At 58.8% G+C, this 24,062-nt stretch carries 18 protein-coding genes; 8 read left to right on the top strand and 10 right to left on the bottom strand.

Annotated elements, in window-relative coordinates:
- Positions 1-119: 119 nt before the first annotated feature.
- Positions 120-1,211 carry an alkene reductase gene (locus GGR28_RS12140; protein ID WP_183496071.1) on the top strand — a complete coding sequence of 364 codons (1,092 nt, stop codon included), beginning with the start codon at positions 120-122 and terminating at the stop codon, positions 1,209-1,211.
- A gap of 61 nt (positions 1,212-1,272) precedes the next feature.
- Here GGR28_RS12140 and GGR28_RS12135 read toward each other — a convergent pair whose 3' ends face one another.
- Both GGR28_RS12135 and GGR28_RS12130 read right to left on the bottom strand, forming a co-directional pair.
- Positions 1,273-2,760: a rhodanese-like domain-containing protein gene (locus tag GGR28_RS12135; RefSeq protein WP_183496070.1), complete on the bottom strand. Its 1,488-nt coding sequence runs from the start codon at positions 2,758-2,760 to the stop codon at positions 1,273-1,275.
- 32 nt (positions 2,761-2,792) lie between these two features.
- Positions 2,793-3,056, bottom strand: a complete 264-nt coding sequence (locus GGR28_RS12130; RefSeq protein ID WP_183496069.1) for a hypothetical protein — start codon at positions 3,054-3,056, stop codon at positions 2,793-2,795.
- A gap of 130 nt (positions 3,057-3,186) precedes the next feature.
- Here GGR28_RS12130 and GGR28_RS12125 point away from each other — a divergent pair, with 130 nt between their 5' ends.
- A complete protein-coding gene (locus GGR28_RS12125) occupies positions 3,187-4,272 on the top strand; it encodes a sensor histidine kinase (protein ID WP_183496068.1) in 1,086 nt (361 codons plus the stop codon).
- Positions 4,273-4,570: 298 nt separating this feature from the next.
- A complete protein-coding gene (locus tag GGR28_RS12120) occupies positions 4,571-5,296 on the top strand; it encodes a LytR/AlgR family response regulator transcription factor (protein ID WP_183496067.1) in 726 nt (241 codons plus the stop codon).
- A 95-nt stretch (positions 5,297-5,391) separates the two neighbouring features.
- On the opposite strand, the gene GGR28_RS12115 is transcribed toward GGR28_RS12120, so the two are convergent.
- On the bottom strand, positions 5,392-11,355 hold the full coding sequence (locus GGR28_RS12115) for an alpha-2-macroglobulin family protein (protein WP_183496066.1): 5,964 nt from the start codon (positions 11,353-11,355) through the stop codon (positions 5,392-5,394).
- A 180-nt stretch (positions 11,356-11,535) separates the two neighbouring features.
- Between GGR28_RS12115 and GGR28_RS19365 the strand changes: the two genes are divergently transcribed.
- Positions 11,536-12,519: a tocopherol cyclase family protein gene (locus tag GGR28_RS19365; protein WP_183496065.1), complete on the top strand. Its 984-nt coding sequence runs from the start codon at positions 11,536-11,538 to the stop codon at positions 12,517-12,519.
- Positions 12,520-12,526: 7 nt separating this feature from the next.
- Here the strand turns inward: GGR28_RS19365 and GGR28_RS12105 are convergent, their stop codons facing one another.
- Together GGR28_RS12105 and GGR28_RS12100 are read right to left on the bottom strand one after the other, a co-directional pair.
- Complete coding sequence (locus tag GGR28_RS12105; protein WP_221233880.1) at positions 12,527-13,669, bottom strand: SPL family radical SAM protein; 1,143 nt, start codon at positions 13,667-13,669, stop codon at positions 12,527-12,529.
- Positions 13,670-13,740: 71 nt separating this feature from the next.
- A complete protein-coding gene (locus GGR28_RS12100) occupies positions 13,741-14,421 on the bottom strand; it encodes a hypothetical protein (protein ID WP_183496064.1) in 681 nt (226 codons plus the stop codon).
- 185 nt (positions 14,422-14,606) lie between these two features.
- Between GGR28_RS12100 and argE the strand changes: the two genes are divergently transcribed.
- Positions 14,607-15,773 carry an acetylornithine deacetylase gene (gene argE / locus GGR28_RS12095; protein WP_183496063.1) on the top strand — a complete coding sequence of 389 codons (1,167 nt, stop codon included), beginning with the start codon at positions 14,607-14,609 and terminating at the stop codon, positions 15,771-15,773.
- On the opposite strand, the gene GGR28_RS12090 is transcribed toward argE, so the two are convergent.
- Positions 15,770-16,285, bottom strand: a complete 516-nt coding sequence (locus tag GGR28_RS12090; RefSeq protein WP_221233879.1) for a DUF4385 domain-containing protein — start codon at positions 16,283-16,285, stop codon at positions 15,770-15,772. The two genes, argE and GGR28_RS12090, sit on opposite strands and share 4 nt — an antisense overlap.
- A gap of 87 nt (positions 16,286-16,372) precedes the next feature.
- On the opposite strand from GGR28_RS12090, the gene GGR28_RS12085 reads away from it, so the two are divergent.
- Positions 16,373-17,545 carry an OmpA family protein gene (locus GGR28_RS12085; RefSeq protein WP_183496062.1) on the top strand — a complete coding sequence of 391 codons (1,173 nt, stop codon included), beginning with the start codon at positions 16,373-16,375 and terminating at the stop codon, positions 17,543-17,545.
- An 8-nt stretch (positions 17,546-17,553) separates the two neighbouring features.
- Here GGR28_RS12085 and GGR28_RS12080 read toward each other — a convergent pair whose 3' ends face one another.
- Positions 17,554-19,128 carry a YifB family Mg chelatase-like AAA ATPase gene (locus tag GGR28_RS12080; protein WP_183496061.1) on the bottom strand — a complete coding sequence of 525 codons (1,575 nt, stop codon included), beginning with the start codon at positions 19,126-19,128 and terminating at the stop codon, positions 17,554-17,556.
- A 102-nt stretch (positions 19,129-19,230) separates the two neighbouring features.
- On the opposite strand from GGR28_RS12080, the gene GGR28_RS12075 reads away from it, so the two are divergent.
- Both GGR28_RS12075 and GGR28_RS19215 read left to right on the top strand, forming a co-directional pair.
- The gene (locus GGR28_RS12075; protein ID WP_183496060.1) at positions 19,231-20,445 is read left to right on the top strand and encodes a hypothetical protein; all 1,215 of its coding nucleotides are present in this window, start codon (positions 19,231-19,233) and stop codon (positions 20,443-20,445) included.
- A 134-nt stretch (positions 20,446-20,579) separates the two neighbouring features.
- A complete protein-coding gene (locus GGR28_RS19215) occupies positions 20,580-20,711 on the top strand; it encodes a hypothetical protein (RefSeq protein WP_262890776.1) in 132 nt (43 codons plus the stop codon).
- Between the two features lie 287 nt (positions 20,712-20,998).
- Here GGR28_RS19215 and GGR28_RS12070 read toward each other — a convergent pair whose 3' ends face one another.
- The 3 genes from GGR28_RS12070 to GGR28_RS12060 all read right to left on the bottom strand — a co-directional run bounded on the left by GGR28_RS12070 (position 20,999) and on the right by GGR28_RS12060 (position 24,059).
- Positions 20,999-21,577, bottom strand: a complete 579-nt coding sequence (locus GGR28_RS12070) for a Crp/Fnr family transcriptional regulator (protein ID WP_183496059.1) — start codon at positions 21,575-21,577, stop codon at positions 20,999-21,001.
- Between the two features lie 79 nt (positions 21,578-21,656).
- The gene (rlmD, locus tag GGR28_RS12065; protein WP_183496058.1) at positions 21,657-23,081 is read right to left on the bottom strand and encodes a 23S rRNA (uracil(1939)-C(5))-methyltransferase RlmD; all 1,425 of its coding nucleotides are present in this window, start codon (positions 23,079-23,081) and stop codon (positions 21,657-21,659) included.
- Positions 23,082-23,144: 63 nt separating this feature from the next.
- Positions 23,145-24,059, bottom strand: coding sequence for a sugar phosphate isomerase/epimerase family protein (locus tag GGR28_RS12060; RefSeq protein ID WP_183496057.1), 915 nt, complete (start codon positions 24,057-24,059; stop codon positions 23,145-23,147).
- Between the last annotated feature and the right edge of the window lie 3 nt (positions 24,060-24,062).

The following is a 24,062-nucleotide window of genomic DNA, read 5'->3' as shown; positions in this document are numbered from 1 at the left end:
GTCCGACGGCTTAAGCGGTGGGACGGCTCACCGTCATCCCCCCGTAATCATTCCCGTGTAGCTACATCAATTAGAACTCCCGCGTACCCACTCCCGTTACACCAGCAAACCCGAACCAAATGTTAAACCATCTCCTCTCCGAGTACCAACTCGGCAATACCACCCTGAAGAACCGCGTCGTCATGGCCCCCCTCACCCGCTCCCGCGCGGAGGGAAATGTGCCAAACTCCCTGATGACCACCTATTATGCCAACCGCGCTACCGCCGGCCTAATCATCACCGAAGGCACCTCCCCCAGTTTCAACGGACTCGGCTACCCCCGCATTCCCGGCAATTTTTCGACCGAGCAGGCGGAAGGCTGGAAGAAAGTGACGGAGGCCGTTCACGAAGACGGCGGCAAAATCTTCCTCCAACTGATGCACTGCGGCCGCGTCAGCCACCCCGATAACCTGCCCGCCGGCGGTCGGGTACTCGCCCCCAGTCCGGTCGAGATGACGGAAACCCAGATGTACGTCGATGGAAAAGGTATGCTCGACATCCCCGTTGCCCAGGAAATGAGCATCGACGACATCACCTTCGCGGTAAAGGAATACGCTACGTCAGCTAAATTGGCGATCGACGCCGGCTTCGACGGGATAGAGCTACACGCCGCCAATGGTTACCTGCTCGAGCAATTCATTCACCCCAAGACCAACCTCCGCACCGACCAGTTCGGCGGCTCGGTAGAAAATCGCCTTCGCTTCATCCGCAATGTAACTGAGGCCACCGTGGCGGCCATCGGTGCCGACCGCGTAGGTATGCGCATCTCCCCCTACGGCTACTTCAACGAAATGGGCGAGTTTGACAGCGTAGACGAAACCTTCACCACCCTCGCCGAAATGATGAACGAGATCGGCATCGCCTACCTCCACCTTGTCGACCACGAAGCCATGGGCGCCCCGGCCGTCCCCCAGTCGATCAAAACCCAACTCCGCGAAACCTTTAAGCGCACCATCATTCTTTCCGGTGGATACACCGCCCAGGATGCCGACAGTGACATCGGAGCCGGTAAGGGAGACCTCGTCGCCTTCGGCCGCCCCTTCATCGCAAACCCCGACCTCGTCGAGCGCTTCCGCGAACAAGCCGAACTCAACATCCCCGACCAGGATACTTTCTACACCCCCGGTCCCGAAGGATACATCACCTACCCCACCCTGGCCGAAACGGTCTAGAGTAGGTAGCTACCATTAAAAAGGGCCGAACGTCAGTTGACGTTCGGCCCTTTTGTCTTTGCTATCGCTTCGCCTTGAAGTCTTTCACCTTCGCCCCGAGGTCGTACACCTTAACCCCGTCGTCCAGGAACTTTCGCAGCAGACTGGCTCCGATCGCCGACTGGTATCCGCCCCCGCAGTGGACTACAATAGGCCGATCCCGGGGAATCTCCTGCCAACGGTCACGCAGTTTCCAGACGGGTACGTTAATGGCCCCGTAGAAGCGAGTGTCTTCCATAGCCGCTTTCGGCGGACGTACATCGACAATAGTATACCTGCCAACGTGCCCCTTCTTGAAGTCCGCCATATCCAGCGGTTCTTCCGTTTCCGCAGCGAGTCCGCCCGCCCACAGCACGGCTCCCCTGACCTGAGCGTCGTAGCCGATTTTGGCGATACTCTGGGCTACATTATAGGCGTGCTCCGAATTATCGACCAGCACGTAAAAATCTTCTCCCGGTCGCACGATCGAGCCCAGCCACAGCGCAAAGGGACCCTCGGCCTGCACATTAATGGCATTACGGGGATGTCCGGCGCGGAAATCGGCGGCGGGGCGTGTGTCAATAATCAGTTCATCCGTACCGAGGGGAAGAGCAACGGGCGCGGACGCAGGAGCAATGTGCTTCCCGTCAGCAGCATCTTCTGGCGTCAGGATCACGGCTCCCCCCTGACTATTGACGATGGGTTGGTTGAGCTTAATTGCCTCCTGGTGTTCCGGTGCGAGCAGTTCGCGGAAGGGGGCCAGTGCCTGGGCCCAGACGGGATAGCCTTCCGGGTTTTTCGCCTGGCAACCCGCAACGTAAGCCGGAACGAATGGGTAGTCCTCAAGTAGCCAATCCGCAAACAGGTCAGCCGTTTTGTGCTGAAATAACGGATTCTCAGACTGCGCCTCGGTCAGATTAAATTGGCCATGGGTCGAGCTGCCCATCTTGCTGAAGTGCGCATCTTCGCCAAATCCCGCATAAACGGTAGCCCGTGGCGCGAATCCCTTTATTATATTCGTAATGCTTGCGTACATCTCCTTCGCGTAGGTCCGCTTATTGTGGAGTGGGTTCATGTCCTCGGGACGGGGAAGCGGATAGCCAGTCCCCTCATTGAGCAGGGTGGCACCGGTGAAGATACCCTGCGTGTCTCCCTTGGCATCCATGGCGACCAGGCTGATGCTATCGGCCGTATATCCGGGGGTTAACTGGGTCATAACGTGGCAACCATTCCCGAATTCGATCATGGTAGCACGACCCGCCTTGCGGTATTGTCCCTCGCCGTGAAAGCCGTAGGTGGAGGCGCCGACCACATCCGCGCCACTCAACTGCCGCAGTTCGGCCCAGCCACTAGCGAAGGAACCCGCGCGGTGAGTTAGAATGATTGCGCGAAGCTTGAGTTTGTTATCCTCCAGATATTCAATGTAGGGCCCCACGTTCCGATTAGGGTCTACAGAGATGGCCTCGCCTCCTTCGACAATGAGGTAGGAATACTGATCGATGGTTTCGTCGTGGAATCGTTGTACGGTCATACTTGGATAACCGAAGCCGGGGGGGCGTATGTTTAGTACCTCCTGCTGATCATCGGGCCGTGGGCTCCGGGGCCGCCGGGCCGCTTGCGCAATTCATCGAGGCGATCCCGACAGGACTCACAGGATGCCAGGTGCTCGCTGATTTGCCGGTAGGCCGTGGGATCTTCGGTCTTGGTAATATTGTTCCAGTAATCCTGCAACTCCTCGTCCTCGGGATGACGGAAACTGCCCATTACTTCCCGGCCGATGCGGTAGATGATGTAGCCGGCTACGGCACTGATGATGAGTACATCCATACCCCATGAACGGTCGGAGGGCACGCACGGTTTGCGCGGTGGAAAAGGTAGCCCGGGCCACTCATCCGTTCGATTTCCGCATTCGTAGAAAACCGGCGGCGATTCCGAACCTCGTCCGTACTTTGTCCGGATGTCCCTCGCTACCCGAGAATCCATAGTTTCCCCTCTGAGCAATTTCACCGAGCGGCTGGGAAGTACTTTGGTTCGCCGTCCGTTCTACCACGGGCTCGGTTGGCTGGCCTTTTTCGGCATCCTGGTCATTCTACAGCTGCAGGCGGGGGAGTACAGCATCGGCCTCGTGTTGGTCAATGAGCTCATCACCATTGTCGTATTCATGGTGGTCGTTTACACCAACCTGCTGTTTCTCTTCCCCAACTACCTCAAACCGGGTCGCTTCTGGATCTACCTGGCGGCGCTGATCGGCCTATCGGTGATCTTCACTCCGATGGAGCTGGTTATCAAGTACTTCCTGTTCTCCTACCGCGAACAGGTGCAAGTCGACCTCCTCAACAATATGGAAGCCTACTTCCTCGGCAATTTTCTCATTGGCGGCGTCAGCTCCATGGGCAAGATCATGACCGACTGGATCGCCGAGAACCGCAAGAAACAGGAAGTAGAAAATGAAACGATGCAGTCGGAACTCCGCTTCCTCAAATCCCAGATCAACCCCCATTTCCTCTTCAACACCCTCAACAGCCTCTACGCCCTCACCCTCAAAAAGTCAGACAAGGCCCCCGATATCGTCATCAAGCTCTCCGAGATGATGCGCTACATGCTCTACGAATGCAACGAGCCGCAAGTTCCCCTCCGCAAAGAGATCAACTACCTCAGAAACTACCTTGACCTCGAACGCCTCCGACAGCGTGAAGGCATCGACATCACCCTCGAAGTCAAAGGTCAGGTTGTCGATCAGCAGATCGCCCCCCTGCTCCTCATTCCCTTCCTCGAAAACAGTTTCAAACACGGCATCAATGCGGCCATCCGCGGCGGCTTCGTCCACGCAGTCCTCCAAGTAGAACAAAAATCCATTCACTTCGAACTGGAAAACACCAAGGGCAACGTCCTCCCCCGCTCCCCCGATGCGGCCCGCCCCAGCGGAGGCATTGGCCTGGTCAACGTCCGCCGCCGCCTCGAGCTCCTCTACCCCAACCGCCACCAGCTGGAAATCACCGAAACGCCGTCTACTTACGCGGTACACCTTAATTTGATATTGTAATGAGGGGGTGAAGGAATGAGGGGGTGAAGGAATGAGGGGGTGAAGGAATGAAGGAGTGAAGGATTGAATTTGCGGGAATGCTCGCTGCGCTCGTTTCACCGCTTGTTCTACCACGCTCATTGCTCCTGCGTCCCCGGCCATCTTCAACACCCTTCAACCCCTCTACCCCTGTAACCCTCAATCCCTCACCACCTTCAATCCCTCACCCCTCAACCCCTGTAACCCTCAATCCCTCACCACCCTCAATCCTTCAATCCCTGTAACCCTCAATCCCTCACCACCCTCAACCCCCTCCCCCATGATCAACGCCATCATCGTCGACGACGAACCCCTCGCCCAGGACATTCTGGAAACCTACCTCGAACGCATCCCCGAGATCGAGCTCGTAGCGAAGTGCGACAACGCCTTTGAAGCGAACGACGTGCTGAAACGCGAAGACGTAGACCTTATGTTTCTCGACATCAACATGCCCCAACTCACCGGCACCGACTTCCTGCGTGGACTCACTGATCCCCCCGTCACCATCTTCACGACGGCCTACCCTAATTACGCCCTAGATGGTTTTGAGCTTAACGCCCTCGACTATCTCGTCAAGCCCATCAGTATGGATCGTTTCCTCCAGGCCTGCAACCGCGCCGTGGAACAGGCCGAACTGAAACAAAGGGCCAAAGCACTCCCCGTACAGGACGGCGGACCGGGCTACTTCTTCGTCAAGGCCGACAAAAAGCTCGTCCGCGTCAACATCGACGAGATCGTCTACATCGAAGGCCTCAAGGACTACGTCATCATCCGCCTCCCCAACGACCGCGTCATCACCCTCCAAACCATGAAGTCATTGGAAGAAAAGCTCCCCACCTCCGACTTCCAGCGCATTCACCGCAGCTACATCGTCAACCTCCGCCGCATCGAAGCCCTCCAGGGCAATATGGTCGAAGTAACCGAAAAGGGCAAGATCACCTCCCTACCCGTCGGCAAAAGCTACCGCGACGTGCTTGCGGAACGGATTGAGAAACTTAAGCTGTGATGTAGTACGGTAGTACAGTAGTACAGTAGTACAGTAATTTCCGCGCACTACCGTACTACTGTACTAACTGACTACTGTACTACCCTACTAAACAACTACCGTACTACCACCCTTCCCCCACCACTATTCCCCCCAAACTCCGGAGCGTACATGCACTGCACCCGGCCGAGGCCATTGCTGAAACTGCCGGCGTAGGTCGTGAAGAGGTCGTACTCCAGGGTGTAGGTGCCTTTGGGTAGGTTGTCGATGAAGAAGTTTGTGGCCAGGTCGCCAGGGGCGAAGTAGTAGCCGAGTCCGTTGGCGTAGTGGTAGGTCGAGAGCGCGTCGACGGGTTCGAAGGTGGCGGCGCGGCGGTCTTTGAGGTGAACGTAGTCGAGGTCGCGATCGCTGCGGAGCGTGAGGCGTACGGTGATGCGGTCGCCGGGGGTCAGGGGGTCATTTTCGGTGATCGGATGGAGTTGGTCGCCCACTTTTTTGTAGAGTTCTCGTTGTAGCGTGAGCGGTCCGTCGTTGCTGGCTTCGACACGCTGGGCAAGCTCGGTGTACTGCCAGTAGACGCCACCCCACACCAGGTCGTTGCCGCGGTTTTTCACCATTACGGAGGCTAGGTCGGTGCTCACTTCTTCGGCAGGTAGGCGTAGCGTAAACTGACCCGTGGCCGCTTCGGCCGTTTCCTGTAGGGCGCGGACGCGGGTGCTGAGTTCTTTACCAAGGGAGCCGGCCCAACTGGCTTCGACCGGACGGGCATTCTCCTCCGCGACGTAGTTTTCTCCTCCGCTTAGGATCGCGTATACGGCGGCGGCGGTCGACTTGGTCGTGGGCCAGTGGTTGGTACGCTTGTTGGTCAGAAGCCAGAGACGCATCTCGTCCAGTTCTTCCTGCTGGGGATCGATTGTTCTAAATGCTTCCAGGATGCGGGTGTGGGTCTCGATGGGTAGGTTGTACCAGCGGTAGCCGGGGGCGTACTTCCAGTACATGCCGAACTCATCGGCGTGGAGGGCGCGTTCACGCATGCTTTCCGTGATTTCTTTAGCCTTCGGATGCTTGCTGGCGTGGGCCGCGAGCGCGATCAGGGCCTGTTCGTACAGCCCGTAGTCCGTCCACGTAGCGAGGGCGCGTTCGCGGTAAAAGTCGAGGGCACGCTGGTCGTCCGGGAGCTTGACCTTACTGGTCGAGCGGGCATAGAGGTAGTGCACCTGCAGGGCGGAGGGGCGGTACGTTTTTCTCAGATCGACGGAATCGGTGACGTTGGCAAAGAGCCGTTCGTAATCGTCCTTAAGCTGCTGATCGAGGTAAGCCACGGCAGCTACGGAAATCCGTTGTACGGTTTCTTTCTGATCGCTGGCTACCACACCGAGCTGGCGCATGCGGACGAGGGTTTCGACGACGTACTGTGTCATGTAACGATCGGAGCGGCCGTCGGGGAACCAGCTGTAGGCGCCGTCGGACTGCTGGCGGGCAGCGAGCTTCGTCAGGGCCTGCCGTTGTTCTTCGGCAAGTCGCTTGAGCTGGAACAGGTCACCGATGCGGGCCCGCTGGGCTGATTCGGACTGCGCCTCGCGCACCCAGGGCGTTTCCGTGAGCAGCGCATTTTTCAGGTCCTGGTTGCGCTCGAGTTCGCTGAGGAGGGCCGTGCTGTCGGTCTGCCACTGACGGAACACCCGTTCCAGCACCGGTTTGGAGGATACCGTCGCGTAGGCCAGCTGGTTGGCGAAGTAGCGATTGACCAGCTGCTCGGTGCAATCATAGGGGTACTCCATTAGGTAGGGCAGCGCCTTGAGTGCCAGCCAGGCCGGATTGGTGGTGGCCTCGAAGGTGTAGCTTACGTTGGTCAGGCTCGGCGAAGACAGATCGGCAAGGCCCGGAATGGTGATCGTCTTGGTGTCCTTGCGTTTCAGGTAGAAGGGCTGGCTGACGGTGATGAGGGTACGGTCGGTGAGTACCGGTACCACGTTTTCCTCACCGTCGCTAAAGTTGTCGCTGCGGGCAATGACGCGATAGCCGAGCGGTCCGTCGAGCGAGGCACCTTCGGGAATGGACAGGGGGAAACGAACGGCTGCGGATGCATTGCCCGCCAACGTTGCTTGTTGGGTTAACGCGGCACCTGCGGCCCCGCCAAAACCGGTGACGGCTTCGTTGGTGAAGGGATTAAAGAGCTCCAGCTCTACCGCTACATCCATCGGTTGGTCGGTGGTGTTGGAGATGCGGACGGTGAGCTCGATCTCGTCGCCCTCCCGGAGAAAACGGGGGACGTTGGGCAGTACCATCAGCTCCTTCTGGGTAACAACCTCGCGTTCGGAGATGACGTAGTTCAGGGATTTATCGTGAGCGAAGAGCCGGAATTTCCAGGCAGTTAGTGCTTCGGGACTCGTGAAGGAAACTTCCAGGGTACCATCGGGTCCGGCCGTAAGACGGGGCAGCCAGAAGGCGGTTTCCTGTAGCTTGGTCCGTATCTGGGGCGGCGGCTGCGGGGCAGATTCTTTGGCGTTCGGCGGCGGGGGCGGGGGCGCGACAGCCACGACCTCCTGCAGGTCACCAGATTCTTGCATCTCCGCATCCTGCATTACGGGGGCGGCACTCATACGCATGTTTGCTCGCCCCTCTACGGCAACGCCGTACACCTTTCCCCGCAACAAGTCGGTAGCCCGATCAAAAAGGTTCAGGCGGGGTAGATCGGGAAGGGTATCCTTGACCAAAAATCTGATCGGCGCACCGAAGGTTTGTCCCCAGTCGCTACCGAAACTGGAAGCGTTGACGAGGGACCGTTCTCCGTAAAAACTGGGGTACGGCGAAAACTGCCAGTTCTGTGCCGCATAAAGCTGATCGAGGCTTGCATCGTACATGGTAGCCAGGGCGGCGGCCGCTGCGGGGAGGCTGTCGTTCGAACGCAATCGAAGGGTCCAGCGCTCGGGCTCACCGGGGCGCAGCTTGTTGCGGAAGGTCGCGTAAGTAACGGTGAGTTCCTTATTCTTCCACGTGAGGGGGATTTGGCGACGCTCTTCAATCACCTGATTCAGGCGCACAAATGCGAGACTGAAGTACAGTCCGCCGCGGTCCGCTTCCGTAGGGGTGTAGGTAAAATCGACGGTGCGTCCGTTATTTTCTTCACGGGCCGACTCGATCCCCTTACGGCTCTGCCACTGGTAGTGCACGAGCGGAAGGTCGAGGGCGGAAATGAGGCGCAGGGTGATCGGTTCCCCTACCTCGACCTTGTCCGTTGTCCGATCGAGCTGGTACAGGACCCCTTCCGGAAGCTCGGCGGTAGCGGAAGCATACACGCTGAAGGTGGTAGGCTCACCTGCGGTGCCGTCCGCGTAGGTCCAGTCGATGCGGTAGTGACCGACGGTAAAATCAACCGGCAGGGCCAGCTCGGCACTTCCATCGGTAATGGATACGGCGGCATTGGTATACACGGCACTACCGGTAGTAGGCCATTCCGTCAGCTCCGGCACCGGAGCGTAGGCGAGATAGGGAAAGTTACGTTCGAAGGCCCGTCGTTCGATGACCGGCCGGTCGGGCATCCCCCAGCTTCGTCCGAGCAGGGCGGCGTTGGGTTTGGTGACCGGTACGATACGCAGCGCGATCCTGACGGTGGTGTCGCGTGCGTCGCTGACAATATTCAACCGCAGGGTGTCACCCCGGTCGACCGTTTCCTCGCGGGGACTGACGGCAACCGCCGATCGTTCACCCCGGATACCGAAGGTGGTAGACGCCGTATGGGTCTCTCCGGTGGCGTCGGCTACGTCGGTCTCCACCACGTACTGGAATCGCCGGTATCCACCGGTGTATAGGTTTTCGGAGGTGGTGAAATCGAAGAAAAATCTACCCTCCGCGTCCGATTCCGCAGTCCCGTTTGCGAGTAGTTCGCGCTCGCCGCCACCGCCACCGCCGCCCCGGAAGTAGTGGAACATCCAGCGTACTTCTTCGAGGTAGATGCGGTAGCTTATCCGGGCATCCGCTACGGCGGGACCGGCGTAGGTCATGGCCCGGCCGTTGATCGTGACCGTTTCGCCGGGGGCAGCCGCTTCCTGCTCCTCCAGGGTGACGGAGAAGCGGGGTCTTTTGTACTCCTCGACGCGCAGGCTCACGCTGCCGTTTTCGGTGTCGATGGTGAAGTCTCCGGTCAGCCCACCGGACGGCAGCTCAAAATCGAGGCTAAAACGCCCGTACGCATCGGAGTTTACCCGTTGGCTGGCCACCTCCTGGTAGTTCGCATCGCGCAGCGTGACGGTTACCTGGTCGTTGGGAAGAATGGCAGGCATCAGGTCGGCGTCGGTCTCGTAGCGAAGGCCGTAGACATGCACTGTCTGGCCGGGACGGTAAATGGGGCGGTCAGTAAGCAGCGTGGTGTACGTATCGCGGCGGTTCGGACCGTAGCTGTTCGAATATTCGCTGAGTTCCGTGACTAGGCGATCCTTTGAAGTTGGATCGGTGAGGATCAGTTGGTAATTGTTGTAGCGATCGACCTGGGGTAGCGTAAGGGTACCCGACGCATCGCTGCGGCGGGTTTCGACCTGGAGGTACTGCCGGTTGCGGCGATTTTGCTGGCGTACGGAGACGGAAATGCCCGGTCGGGGTGCACCGGTGGTCCGATCGACGACCTGCACCAGATCCTGTCCGGCCCCGGTGATTTTAACAATGCCGAGGTCGGTAACTTGGAAACTGGTCACGGTCATAACGCCCCAGTCCGTCCGAAATCTGTCGTCGCTCGAGACGACCAGGCGATATCCGCCCGCAGCCAGGGCATTCAGGTCGAGCTCGGTAAGGTGCTGACTGTAATCGTCGTTCGCCGCCAGTCGCTGGCTTCCGGTAGCTACCGGTCTGCCGGACATCAGAGCCGCTAACCGCTCGTCGTTGCGGTAAATACTGCGCTCCGACTCGGCCGGGTCGTAGGAGTAGACGCGGTAGAATACCCGTTCTACGTTGCGGTAGGTGAGCCCGACGAGCAGGTGCTGACGCAGGGGATAGAAGCTATAGGACTGACTCTGAAGCGAGGGGGCCGTAATCGTCGCCCGCAATTGCTTGGCCTCTACGCGGGCCAGTTCGTCCTGTTCCCCTACCCGATCGAGTAACTCCAATGCCCTTACCCGGGGTCGTGGGCCGAGCTCGGTATCGTCGCGATCGAGGAGGCGGGCCATTTCCACCAGCACCCGGTCGCGTTGCGGTAGGCCGGTGTAGGAAGTATACATACGTTCCAGGGCGGAGAAGTAAGTAGAATCGGCGGCTCCGTTGCGGTGTACGAACCGCATCCGTTCCAGGTCGGCGTAGAACAGGGCCGGACCGCCTTCCGTCAAATGGTAAGCGATCCACTGTTGGTAAAGCAGGAGCTTCCGGGGAGTGCCTTTAGACAAGTCGTAGTTCAGACTTAGGTCAATCTCTACGAATTCCGCCGCCGGTACCAGCAAACGCGCGGGATCAGCCATCCGCTCGTCGGTGACCGAACCGAGGGAGCTGCCCAGGATCGTCATGGCCCGGTCGATGAGCAAGTCGTAGAGCGTAGGTACTTCGGCGCTCCTCTGTTGGCTACCAGTGATCAGGGCCGGAATACGGGTCAGGGAGATTTGATTTTCCCGGGCCACATCGAGTCCGCGGTAAAGGTGCCGGCGGCTGGTTTGCAACAGCTGGTCCATGCTGTAATCGCTCAGTACGGTAGTATCGGTCACTTCCGCCCCGGCTATTTCGGTCGCGTTACGGAGGCGGTAGCTGTTTTGCTCGGCGTACTGGTAATAAACGTGTCCGAGCATAATGTGGATGAGTGACGCCACGACCGGCATACTCTGGTGGCCGTCCAGTTCTTCACGCAGCAGGTTGATGGTGGCCTGCGGTCCGTCTTCTTCGAGTTCGGAAGTGTAGGCGATTCGGTAATCCAGTGCCTTCACCATCTGATCGGCCTCCCCCGCTTGCTCCGCGGCGGAGTAAATCTCATCGGCCAATTTCAGGGCGCTACGGTACTTGCCGGCATCCGCTAGTGCGTTCAGTTCTCGGTACCGGTCGGAGTAATCCTGTGCCATCAGCGAGCTTGCAAAGAGTAGGGCGAAGAAGAATGAAAGGTAGCGCATGGGGGGAAGAAATGTCGGGTGTACGAAAGGTAGGTTACGGCTGATTGATGCCACCACGAAATCAATTGCACAGTCGGCACACGTTAAGGAAAGCCTAAATGAACGTGGCCGGCGCGCGCGGGTGCGATGAAGTGTGGCCTTGGGGACGAACAAGGGCCGGAAAATCCGGGTAAGTCTGGTGTGCGAAATTTCATCAAGCGACGGCGTGCCGCCTTCGATCCGCCGCGCTTCCAGGGGTGGGGCCGTAACGGCCCGTACTTCGAGGGCTGGTACTTTAAGATCGTGGTGCCCGCCCACAAGCTGGCCTACGCCTTCATTCCCGGCGTCAGCTACGGAGAAGACGGAACCCGTCACGCATTTCTTCAGGTACTGGACGGGGTGGCCGCCACCTCAAGCTACGTAGAATACCCGGTGGAAGCCTTCGTACCCGACAGCAACCGCCTCGACTTCAAACTAGGTCCCCATCGCTTCTCTACCGACCGGCTCCAGATTGATCTTCCCGACCTCCAACTGGACCTCGCCTTTGAGGACATCACCCCCTGGCCCGCCCGCCCGCTGGCTCCCGGCGTGATGGGGTGGTACGGCTTCGTGCCCAGAATGCAGTGTTACCACGGCCTGGTCAGTTTTCATCACCGGCTGCGGGGTACCATTCGTGTGGACGGTCGCGCGCTGGGGGCTTCTTCCGGCATCGGATACACCGAAAAGGACTGGGGAACGGGCTTCCCCGACGCCTGGATCTGGGCGCAGAGCAATCACCTCTCCGGTACCGAACAGCCCGCCAGCCTGATGGCCAGTGTCGCTAGTATTCCGTGGTTGGGATCGAGTTTTACCGGCTTTCTCTGCACCCTCTTGCTGAACGGACGGCTGTACACCTTTACTACGTGGACGGGCGCGCGGGTGCAAGTGCAATTCCCCGAAGGAAGCGAAGCCGTTGGGCTCACCTTCTCTGATCGGTCCCACCGCCTCGTACTGACTGGTCATCCGGCACCCGGCGGTCACCTTGCCAGCCCCATTGCCGGTGCCATGACCGGTAAGATCAACGAAAGCCTACGGGCGGAGCTGGAAGTAGTACTGGAAGAGGGGACAAGGGAAATATACCGGGGCACCGCGAGCTGGGCCGGACTGGAAGTAAGCGACAACGCACGGAAAAGACTGCTGTCCTGAATGTCGCTTAGGTAAAATAAAGAACCTCCGCTTCGGGAAAATCGCGCGCGATGCGGTCAGTAAAATAGCCCTTGAGTTCCTGCATTTGTTCTCGCGGGTATACGAACTTGTGGCTACCGAATTTATTAAGCTTCTTCGATCGCCGTTCTTCGTCGAAATCCAGGGAGGTATTAGGATACCAGTCTAAAAGTATCTCCTTCGAGCCGGGCGTAAAGCGATGGGTGATGAGCTCGAAGGTGAGGTCGACCGGAAAATCGAGGGTGCTACGCAGTCGGTCGAGCAGATCGGCGTAATCCTCCTGCCAGTTTTCGAAGGGCATCAGGGGGGCGAGTACCGCTCCGATTCGATAGCCGGCTTCGGCAAGTCGGCGCATGGCACCCAGCCGCGCATCGAGATCAGCGGTACCCCCCTCCAGCCGCCGCGTGACCCAGTCGGCGTTGAGGCTGATCCGGCAGCGGGTCTGCCCGTTGTGGGGGAGATCGAGTAAGGGCGTGACGTCGTCGTACTTCGTGACCCACCGCAGTCGTGCCGCAGGCTGATCGCCGAACCAGGAAATGGTGCGCGCAAGCGAGCCCGTCAGGTGTTCGATGCCCAGGGGATCGGTATAGCAGCTTGCCTCGAAGGTGGTCAGGTCCTTATTTGGATCGATGTACGCCGCGTTGTTTTCCAGGATTTGATCGAGATTGGCGTAAGCCCGGGTTACCGGTGCTCCGGGAAGACTGCCGGCTAAATAACAGTACTGGCAGTGTGCCGGGCACCCCTTTGCCAGGTGAAATTGCCAGTCGGCCGAGGGGGGAATGGGGGTCAACCTGAATTGGCTCGGCGGGGCATTGACGATCGCCAGCGTATTCTTGGCCTTGCGGTAGGTCTCCCTGGTCGTGGAGCCGCCCAGCTTCGGCAGCCGGTTGGCCTTCATTACTTCGTAGGATACGTCCAAGCCGTCGAGCCGTTCCGCGATCCGACGGCCGTGTTCCTCTTCCCAGGCGGCGGCGGTAAAGTATACGTGCTTGGGCTTCCAGGCGCGGGCGGACCGACCCTGAGATTGAAAGGTGGTTACCGGGGGTGCATCCGCCTGGGAGATCGGCTGATCGGCATGACCTGCGGGGAGGCGCGCACTAAGGTGGGGGGCTTCGGAGAGAGGGCGGGGCATCGGCGGACGACTTTCCCTTATAATGGCACCGCGTCTTTCTTGTTGCGGATTAGTACGCCATATTACCCGGTCTAGTAGTCGCTCAGCTTCCGTTTGGTTTGTTCTACCATACGTACCTGTTCCTCGATCTGCCGCTGCTTGGTTTCCTGGTCAACGATGTTGCGCTGAATGTCGGCTTCGAGTTCGGCGATGCGCTTCTGGGCATCCACGATGTCCTTTTCGGCACGCTCCTTATCCTTCCGGAGGCGATCGAGCTCCTTCTCCAGGTCCTTGAGTTTGTCCTCCTCTGAATCGACGTCCTGTTCGATTTGCTCCTTGCTTACGGCCAGGGCAAAGCGCATTAGCATCTTCTCGGCTTCGAGGTACTGGCCCTGGTTCAGATCGGGGCTCACGTAGCCGTCGGGGGTAGCGATCCAGATCGTAAGCTCGCTGCCGTTGCCGACTTCCTTGACCGTGGAGTACATATCTACCTTTCCACCCGCGCTCACGCCCGGCAGGCTGAAGTTGAGGGAAGATAGCTCGCCGTTCCGGGCTTTCTTTGTCTTACTGGTTTTGACCTTGTAGTTGTCCTTCAGCCAGTCCTCCCAGACGTCTCCGACCAGTTTGGCATCCGCGCTGGGTAGTTCAAGGATGAGGGCCTCGTTGTTGCCACGGCTCATCATTTGCTGCTGGCTGGTAACCTGGGCGGTGAGCCGCGCGCCGGCAAAAACCAACAGGGCAATAAAGGTCAGGGAGTAGAATAAATCTTTCATATGCGGTGTGTTTGCTAATCCGGCCGAACGGTTGCTCATCCGAGCGGACCCTACTAAGACGCTACTTTCGGGATAGGTCACTAATATATTCCTTTCGTGCCGGTTCTTTGCGTGCCGTTGATCCCGGTAGAACTCCGACAACGCTCTACGACTTCTCTACCTGAACCCGCTAAAGCCAACCCCACTTGACACCCAAACAGCTCACCGCCACCGAAATTCTTGCCCACCTCGTCACCTTCCCCGTGCTCGGCGGCCAGAGCAACCTGCCCGTCCTGCACTGGATCGAGGGTTACCTGTCCGATCACGGAATCGAGTACACCCTGGTACCCAATGACGACGGATCGAAGGCCTGCCTGCACTGCCGCATCGGTCCGGCCGTCGATGGCGGGGTGATCCTAAGCGGTCACATGGACGTGGTGCCGACCGAAGGGCAACCCTGGAATACGGATCCGTTCGAACTGGTGCGGCAGGGCGACAAGCTATACGCCCGCGGCAGCTGCGACATGAAGGGCTTCATCGCCTGTTGCCTGGCATCGGTGCCCGGCTTACTGGCCGCTGACCTGCAGCGCCCCGTATACTTTGCCTTCAGTTACGATGAAGAGATTGGTTGTATGGCCGGTGACATTATTGCCGCCGCGATAAGGAATCACTATCCAGAGCGCCCGATGGGGGCCATCATCGGTGAGCCGACGATGCTGCAACCCATGGTAGGCCAGAAGGGGATCATGGTCTACACCACCGAGGTCAGGGGAAGCCAGGGACACAGCAGCCGCGTGAAGCAGGAAGTCGACGCGGTACACGAGGCGGCCCGCCTGGTGGTGTGGCTGGAGGAAAAAATGGATGCCCTCATCGCCGCCGGCCACACCGACGACCGCTTCTCCCCCAACCACACGAGCATTCACGTGGGCAAGATCGCGGGGGGCTCAGCCTTCAACATCATCGCGAACAAGTGCCGCTTCGAGTGGGATTACCGGACGATCCCCCGCGACGATGCCGAGCAACTCTTTGCCGACTTCGAAGCCTTCTGCCGGGAGCGGGAGGAGCTACGCCGGCCGGTCTATCCTGACTTCAGCATCGAGCACTTCCCCCTCCACCCCTTCGTGCCCCCGCTCGATACGGCCGAAGGCGATCCAATGGTCGACTTGGTCAAGGAAATCAGCGGTTGTGACCGCACCGGCACCGTCGCCTTTGCCGCCGAAGCGGGTCAGTTTTCCAATGCTGGCTTTCCCAGCGTCATCTGCGGTCCCGGAGATATCGCCCAGGCGCACCGGGCCAACGAATTCGTTGCGGTTGAGCAAATGGAAGGGTGTATGCGGATGATCGAACGGTTGACCGTGCGGCTCAGCGATTAACCGAAGCGGTCGATGAATGCCTGCTTCTGCCGCAGGTATTCCGGATCGACTTTAGCCTCGTCCCACTTTGCCTTAAAGATTCGGGCCGATTCGGCCTTCACGGGATCTTCTGGCTGACGCTCCAGCTGCTCCCGTCCGTGGGCGCCGCTTTGTCCCTTTTTATCATCGGGTACGGGGCCGTCGTATTTCTTGCCCCCCCGGTAGTTGGCGTACCGACGTGAACGGGTGTACCCCATTTGTAGAAACTTCCGGGCCATGTCGGCGCCCACGAAGTCCTTTTGCCCGAGATAAGCGAGGAACATTTTATAAATTGTATCTGCGGACACGGTGGCCGTGGACGGATCCTTGAAGCGCCAGTGCGGCAGGATTTCGGATTTGTAGGGCTCGACCAGCAGTACGCCCTGTTCGCCACGGCCGATGGCGTAAAGTTCCGGATGCTGGCGCAGGTCCAGTTCTTTGTAATTGAGGGAGTAATCAAACTTGCGCACCCGACTGTAACATAATCTTTGCACCAATTTGTTGACTCACACGTTAGTGTAATACTATGGATGAGACGAGCCGGTAGCCCAGGTTGCCATCGTCGACACAACTGAAACGAGATGCGTTATTTCTATCTGTCCTGGTTGTTGCTGATCGGCTACGCGGTCGCCGCTCAAACCGATGGCACCATCACGCTGGTAAATCCTTCCTTTGAAGACATGCCCCGCGTAGGCGCCGCTCCGAAGGGCTGGACCGACTGCGGCTTCCCCGGAGAATCCGCCGTAGATATCCAACCCGACCCCCTGCGTGAATTTAAAGTAGTGAAGCCCGCTTACCACCAGTATACTTACCTCGGTATGGTCACCCGGGACAACGATACCCACGAGCGGGTCGGCCAACGCATGAACGTTGCCATGGTGGCCGGACAGTGCTACGAACTCCGGATCCAGCTCGCCCGCTCGGAGCTTTACATGTCCAAAAGCCGCCTGACGGATAACGACGAAAACTACATCACCCCCATCAAGTTGCGCATTCGTGGAGGCTTCGACGTGTGCGACATCGGCGAGGTGATGGGAGAAAGCCCCCTGGTCTCCAACTGGAACTGGAAGGAATACCGCATCAAACTCAAGCCGCAGCGCGACTATACCTACATCGTACTGGAGGCCTTCTACCGCCAACCCATTCTTTTCCCCTACAACGGCAATATCCTACTGGACGACGCAAAGCCAATCACCGTAGTCGACTGTGATGAAGACCTCGACGCTCCCGGCCGGGATAATCCGGGTGAGGACGCACTTGCCGAAGAAGAACCGGATACCGACGATACTCCCGGAGTACGCCCCCGCCCCGCTACGCCAAGCCAGAGCAACCGGAGGCCCCAGGAACCGAAAGCCCCGGTGGTCGAACTTGGCAAAACGCGTGGGGAGCTGAAGATCGGTCAGGTATTTGAAATCGAGAACATCACCTTCCGGGCAAACAGCGCCGAACTGGAGCGGGAAAGTGAGGCCGCCCTGACCGAAATTGCGGACTTCCTCCGTCACAATACCGATGTCGTAGTGGAGATCGGCGGTCACGCAAGCTACCGGGCGGGACCGGTGTACGCCAGCCGAATCAGTCAGGAGCGCGCCATTGCGGTGATCGACTACCTCAACTCCCTCGACATCGGTACTTCCCAGATGCTCCCCCGTGGATACGGCAGGTCGCGTCCCGTCTGTATTGAGGACACCGAAGAGTGCAACCAGCGCAATCAACGCGTCGAGGTAAAGATCCTGAAGGTACGGTCGAGCAGGTAGGCTGCGAGTTACCCGCCCACCCCCTTCTCCCCCCAGCTTCCACGGTCCAGCGTACGGAAATTGATCGCCTCGGCCAGGTGGGTCGTAAGTATCTCGGGGGAGGATTCAAGATCGGCAACTGTACGGGCTACTTTGAGAATACGGTCATAGGCCCGGGCACTGAGCTGTAGCTTTTCCATTGCCGTTTTCAGCAGGCGGTTGCCGGCATTGCCGGGGCGGCAGTACTGCCGGACCAATCTGCTCGGCATCTGGGCGTTGCAGTAGATTCCATTCTGCCCGGTGAAGCGGGTAGCCTGGATTTCCCGGGCTTGCTGCACGCGTGCGGCAATCGCCTTACTGTCCTCTCCGCGAGCATCGTCGGGTGCGGTGAGTTTCTCCAGGGGCACGGGGGTTACCTCTACGTGGAGATCGATGCGATCGAGCAGCGGTCCGCTGATCCGATTTAGGTAACGCTTCACTACGCCGGGCGCGCAGACGCATTCCCGATCGGGATGATTGAAGTAGCCGCAGGGGCAGGGGTTCATACTGGCGATGAGCATAAAACTCGAAGGGAACTCCACGGTGATTCTGGCCCGACTGATGACGATGCGGCGCTCCTCCATCGGTTGCCGCATCACCTCCAGGGCGGACCGTCGGAACTCGGGCAGCTCATCCAGAAACAGGACACCGTTATGCGACAGGCTGATTTCACCGGGGGAAGGAAAACTTCCACCCCCCACCAGGGCTACGTCGCTGATCGTGTGGTGGGGCGACCGGAAGGGCCGGGTGGTGATGAGAGCAGCATCCTCCCCCAACGTACCCGCGACGGAATGAATCTTAGTCGTTTCCAGCGCCTCGCGCAGGCTCAACGGAGGCAGGATGGTGGGCAATCTGCGGGCAAGCATGGTTTTGCCCGCCCCGGGGGGACCGATCAGTATCACGTTGTGCCCACCCGCTGCGGCAATGGTGAGCGCGCGTTTGATGTTTTCCTGACCGCGTACGTCCCGAAAATCGACGCCAAACGCCATTCGATCGCGGAAGAACTCCTCCCGGGTGTCCACCTTCGTCGCCGGTACCTCCGTAATTCCGGTAATGAAGTCGGCCGCCTCCCGGAGTGTACCCAATCCATGGACCTCAATACCGTCGACAATAGCGGCCTCCCGGGCATTTTCGCGCGGCACCAGCAGGCCCCGGTAACCCAGTTGCCTGGCCTTAATGGCAATCGGTAGGGCACCCTTGATGGGCCGCAACTCTCCACTGAGCGAGAGCTCCCCCATCATGAGATAGTCCTTCATTCGATTAGAATGGATCTGGCGGCTAGCCTGCAGGTAAGCCATGGCAATGGGCAGATCGTAGGCAGCCCCCTCCTTTCGCACGTCGGCCGGGGCAAGGTTTATTACGGTCCTGAGTCGCTTATTTTTAAATCCGCTATTGCACACGGCGGTCTCTACGCGGTAGCTTCCTTCGCGGATGGCGCTGTCGGGGAGGCCGATGACATTGTACCAGGGCTTATTGTCGGTGACGGTGCCGCCAGCATTTACTTCTACGATGATAGACTGGGCGTCCACTCCCTGGACGGCGCTGGCAAAAGTCTTAACTAACATACGCTACGGTTTGCAGCGCGTTTCCTTCGGCAGCAATTATACACTCGTTTGTTCTGTATTGCAAATTAACCACACAATTTATTTTAATCTACCTTTGTGCCGATGCCAAAAGCCCTCACGGAAAGGTTCATTCAGAACGCCGTCGCCGAGCGCCTGAACGATAAGTACTACGGTCGGAAATCCGCTTACGTGAGCACCGAAGTGTACACGCGCCTGAAGCGGGCCGACGTGCTGCTGTCCTTCATGCGGGCGAAGGGCCGGCCCTATGTCGTAGTGGTGGAAGCGAAGAGTCGGACTACCATCCACCAACTGAAGCTGCGTAATAATCCGAAGAAAGTGCAGTGGACGGGTCGCTTACTGACGCTCGCTTTTTTCATTGCCCTATCGGGGATCATTGGGTACGAGTGGTACTTCAATGCGCTCAATACGACCTTGTTGCTGCTCCTGTTCGTGGCCGGCTCATTGATCATCACCTCCGTGGTAGGTCGGCTGAAACTGAGCGTGACCAAGTCTATCTCGGCCATCGAACAGCTCGGCCGTTACCCCGCCAACGAAAGCTGGATCGCCGTAGGGGAGGATACTTTTGTCAACGCGGAACAGTTCGAAACCCTACGTCAGCAGTGCCGGAAAAACGGCGTGGGGCTACTGATCGTGGATGCGCGCGGCCGCCTCACGATCCGGGAAATCCCCAGGCCCCGGCATATTTTTAACGACTACCTGTCGCGTTACGGAAAGCGCCGGGAAATCCTTGCCGTGATCGATCGCAATCCTTCTTACGGGGCCACCCCGCCAGAACGGAAGCAGAACCGGCGTCGGTTCCTGAATATCGGCCTCCTCCTGCTAGTTACCGCACTGCTCGTACTGCTTGTTTACGAGAAAAGCTACGGTCCCGTGATCCCAGACCCCTTTGCTGACCCGCGGTTTGATAGCCCGGCAGATGTTCGGATCGGGGAAAGAACAGTTGAAGCTCCGGAAGGCTCGGAGTCAACCAGTGGCACCGCACCCGCGCCCCCGCCCGCTGACGATTGCAAATCCGCGGAGGGCAACCAACGGTTGTACATCGTGGTGGACGCGATCCTGCCCGCGGAGGAAGCGACGGTCCGGCTCACGCAACTGCGTGCGGCGGGAATGCGGGGTCACCGAACCCTAAACGAGCACTGCCTGACGGAGGGGCCGACCTCGGAAAGGGTGGTGATCTACACCGGTACAACGTACGATGCTCCCACGCGGGCTGACGCCGCAGCTGCCGACTACCGCCGGCTGCTGAACCAGCTCGGTCAGTCACCGATTATCGCGCAAAGTTGGGAGTTGAAGTGACCGGTGGGTGGGGGAAAACCGGGAATCCGGTTGCTATTTTCCCGGCCGTCCAATATTTCCGGTGCGGGGACGGTTATCTGTACCATTGTCAGCGTCGAATAATTCGACCGACTGCATTTATCAAAATTATTATTTTGAATATCTACACTCTCATTGCCCGGGCCTTTGCCTCCCTCTTTCCCGCCACTCCCGCCGTGTGCCCAGTTCCCCAGCCCATCCGGGTGGTAAAGCAACCCACCCGTCCCGGTCAGATGGGACGTCGGTAGTATTTCCCCTCAGCCCTCACCACCACCGTGCCGTCTTGCCCTACCCAGGACGAGCGGACGCTTTGCCCGCACCAAAGGATAATTTACCAGAACAAGTAATCCTCAAGGTGTCTCCTCGGGGAAGGGCAAAAAAAACGTCCGCCCCTGAATGAGGAACGGACGAGAGTAAGTCTAAAACCGAAATTTGTTCAAAGTGTCAAAATGTAGCCTATAAAATCTAGAACAAAGAACAGGTTTATAATCGTCCTTCATATTCACATCGGTTAAAAATGTGGTAGAAAGATGGTTTATTTCATACTTTGTTTGATCCGGCTCAGCGATTGGGGAGCTACTCCGATGTAATTCGCCACAATTCCGGCCGGCACGTGGGCCATAATTTTGGGGTGCCGTTCCATAAAGTATAGGTACCGGTCCCTGGCCTTTAGGGGCAACATCTGAGATTTTTCGTTGATGAGGGCGATCAGGTGGCGGATCGCAATGTCCTGTAGAAAGGTCATGGTCCGCAGGTCATTTTTCACCAATGACTGGTGAAACTGGTCGATCACTACAACGGTACAGTCGGTAATGCACTCCGCCGTGAGTTCCGAATCCTTATTGTACAGAATAGCGCTGATGCACCCGACAAAATCCCGCGGGCCCGCCAGAATTTTAACCATCACGTCGCCCGAACTGTCGGTCGAGTACAGGCGCACGTAGCCCGACAGGATGTAAAACGCGTCCGGTAGTGCATCGCCCTCCGTAAACAGCAATTCCTTGCTGCGGCAGCGGCGCTGGTGCAACTGACGCGCGAAGCAATCGGCGAGATCCCGATCGACGCCGACCTTTACCAATTTATCGATGATTGGCCTGAATATTTCACTACTCATCCTGCGTAAACTACTGTGCACTCCCGCCAAAATTGGCGATTTAAGACTGTTCAAGTGGTGGAAAAACCCCTATTTAGTTTTACAAGTTACGCAACGTCAGCATTACCACATTCTCAATGTGGCTGGTATGGGGAAACATATCGACCGGCCGCGCCCTCCGTACGACGTACTTCTCCCCCAAAGCTGCCAAGTCGCGCGCCTGGGTAGCCGGGTTGCAGCTGACGTAGACAATTTTCGGCGGGGCGAGCTGCAGCAGCATCTCCACGACCTTCGGATGCATACCGGCCCGCGGCGGATCGGTGATCAGCACGTCGGGCTTCCCGTGCCGCTCAGCAAATTCCGGGGTAAGAATATTGCGCACGTCACCGGCGTAAAAAACGCCGTTGCCGACGCCGTTCAGCCGGGCGTTCTCCCGGGCGTCCTCGATCGCGGGGGCAATTTCTTCGATGCCGACCACCTGACGGCACATCCCGGCTACGTAAAGCGCAATGGAGCCGATACCGGTATATAAGTCATACACGTTTTCCTCCCCCGTCAGCCCGGCAAATTCCCGCGTGATGGCGTACAGGTTTTCGGCCTGTGCGGTATTGGTCTGGAAGAACGACTTGGGGCCGATCCGGAAGCTCACGTGGCCCAGCCGCTCGGTGACGTAGGCCGGCCCGGCGTAAGGCACCATCTCCAGGTCCATCAGGTATTCGTTGATCTTCGGATTGATGCAGTAGAACAGACTGGTGATCTCCTCCCCGAAGCGGGCCAGGGCGGCATCCAGGAATCGGTTGATCGTCTCCCGCTCGTCGCTGTAGAAGGCAATCACCAGCATGCATTCTCCAGTGGTGGTGGTCCGGACCATCATCTGCCGCAGCAATCCGGTGCGTTCCCGCATGTCGAAAAACTCGATGCCGAGTTCGGTCGCCAGTGCGCGCAGGCCGTTCCTGAGTTCGTTGCTCGGCCCGTGCTGCAGGTGGCAGTGCTCGATCTGGATGAGTTTGTCGTAGGCTCCGGCCTTGTGAAACCCGATGACGGGCTCCTCGTTGCTGATGTCGGTGCCCACTTCCTCCGTCGGAAGCCAGCGGCGGTTGGCGCAGCCGAATTCCAGCTTGTTGCGGTAGTACTGGATCTGCTTGCTGCCCAGGATGGGTTGCCACTCGTCGACTTCCACCTTGCCGATCCGCTGAAAGGCGTCGTGTACCATGCGTTCCTTCTCCCGTAGTTGGCCGGTGTAGGCAAAATGTTGCCACTTGCAACCGCCGCACACCCCGAAGTGCTGGCAGAAAGGCTCCACCCGTTCGGTCGATCGTTCGATGAAGCGCAGCGGAGCGGTAAAGAGCACTTTTTTCTTCTTGCGGAATGGGCGCACGTCGACGACGTCGCCCGGCGCCACATCTTCCACGAAGACGGTCATCCCCTCCGGAGTTTTGCCCACGCAGAAGCCCTTATCGGCCAGGGAGGTGATCGTAACGTTGTCGATGCGCTCGGGCATACGGTTCTTCCTTCGGCGGGCCATGGGTGTCGTTTAGTTTTCGGGCGGGGACGCGGGTGCAAGGTAAGTCGCAAGTGCGATGCAAGCCTACGCGATAAACTGCCGCAGGTAATCGTGGCTCTGCCGCAACGAACGCTTCCGCAGCTCCAGGTCGCCCTCGTAGGCCCGATCCTCTACCTCGACACATACGGGGCCCCGGTAGCCGGCATCGGTGAGGTGACTGAAAAATTTGCCCCAATCCACGTCGCCCATACCGGGCAATTTGGGAGTGTGCCACAGACCGGGATGGGAAAAGATGCCGTGGCGGTCGAGTTTTTCGCGGTCGATCCGCAGGTCCTTGGCGTGTACGTGAATCATTCGCTCGGGATAGTCGCGGAACGGACGGGTGTAGTCCATCTGCATCAGCACCAGGTGGCTCGGATCGTAGTTCAGGCCCCAGTGGGCGGCGGGAATGTCGCGCCACATGTTTTCCCACACGTCCGGACTGACCGCCAGGTTGTTGCCCCCCGGCCATTCGTCGGCGGTGAAGCGCATGGGGCAGTTCTCGATGCCGATGCGCACGCCCAGCTCCCCGGCCCGCTCGACGAGGGGTTTCCAGATGGTAAGGAAGTCTTCCCACTGCGCTTCGATGGTGCGGTCCTTGTCGCGGCCGACGAAGGTGGTTACCGTATTGATGCCCAGGGCCGCGGCGGCTTCCAGCAGGTCGTAGAGGTGGTCGATGGCCACTTGCGCTGCTCCCGCGTCCCCGCCCAGCACATTGGGATAGTAACCGAGGGAGGAAATGAAGACGCCGTAGCGTTCCTGCAGTTCTTTGACCCGTTCGATGCCGGCTTCATCGAGGGTGGAGATGTCGATGTGGGTCACGCCCGCGTACCGGCGCTCCGCCTTTCCCGGGGGCCAGCACATAACCTCCACGCAGTCGTAGCCGATGTCGGCGGCGGTGCGCAGTACTTCTTCGAGGGATTGATCGGGCAGAATGGCGGTAACGAAGCCGAGTTGCATGAA

Origin of the sequence: Neolewinella aquimaris, from assembly GCF_014197245.1 — a bacterium.
Lineage (GTDB): Bacteria > Bacteroidota > Bacteroidia > Chitinophagales > Saprospiraceae > Neolewinella > Neolewinella aquimaris.
Note: the sequence above shows the minus strand (reverse complement) of the source record. Positions and strands in the feature narration are given on the sequence as shown.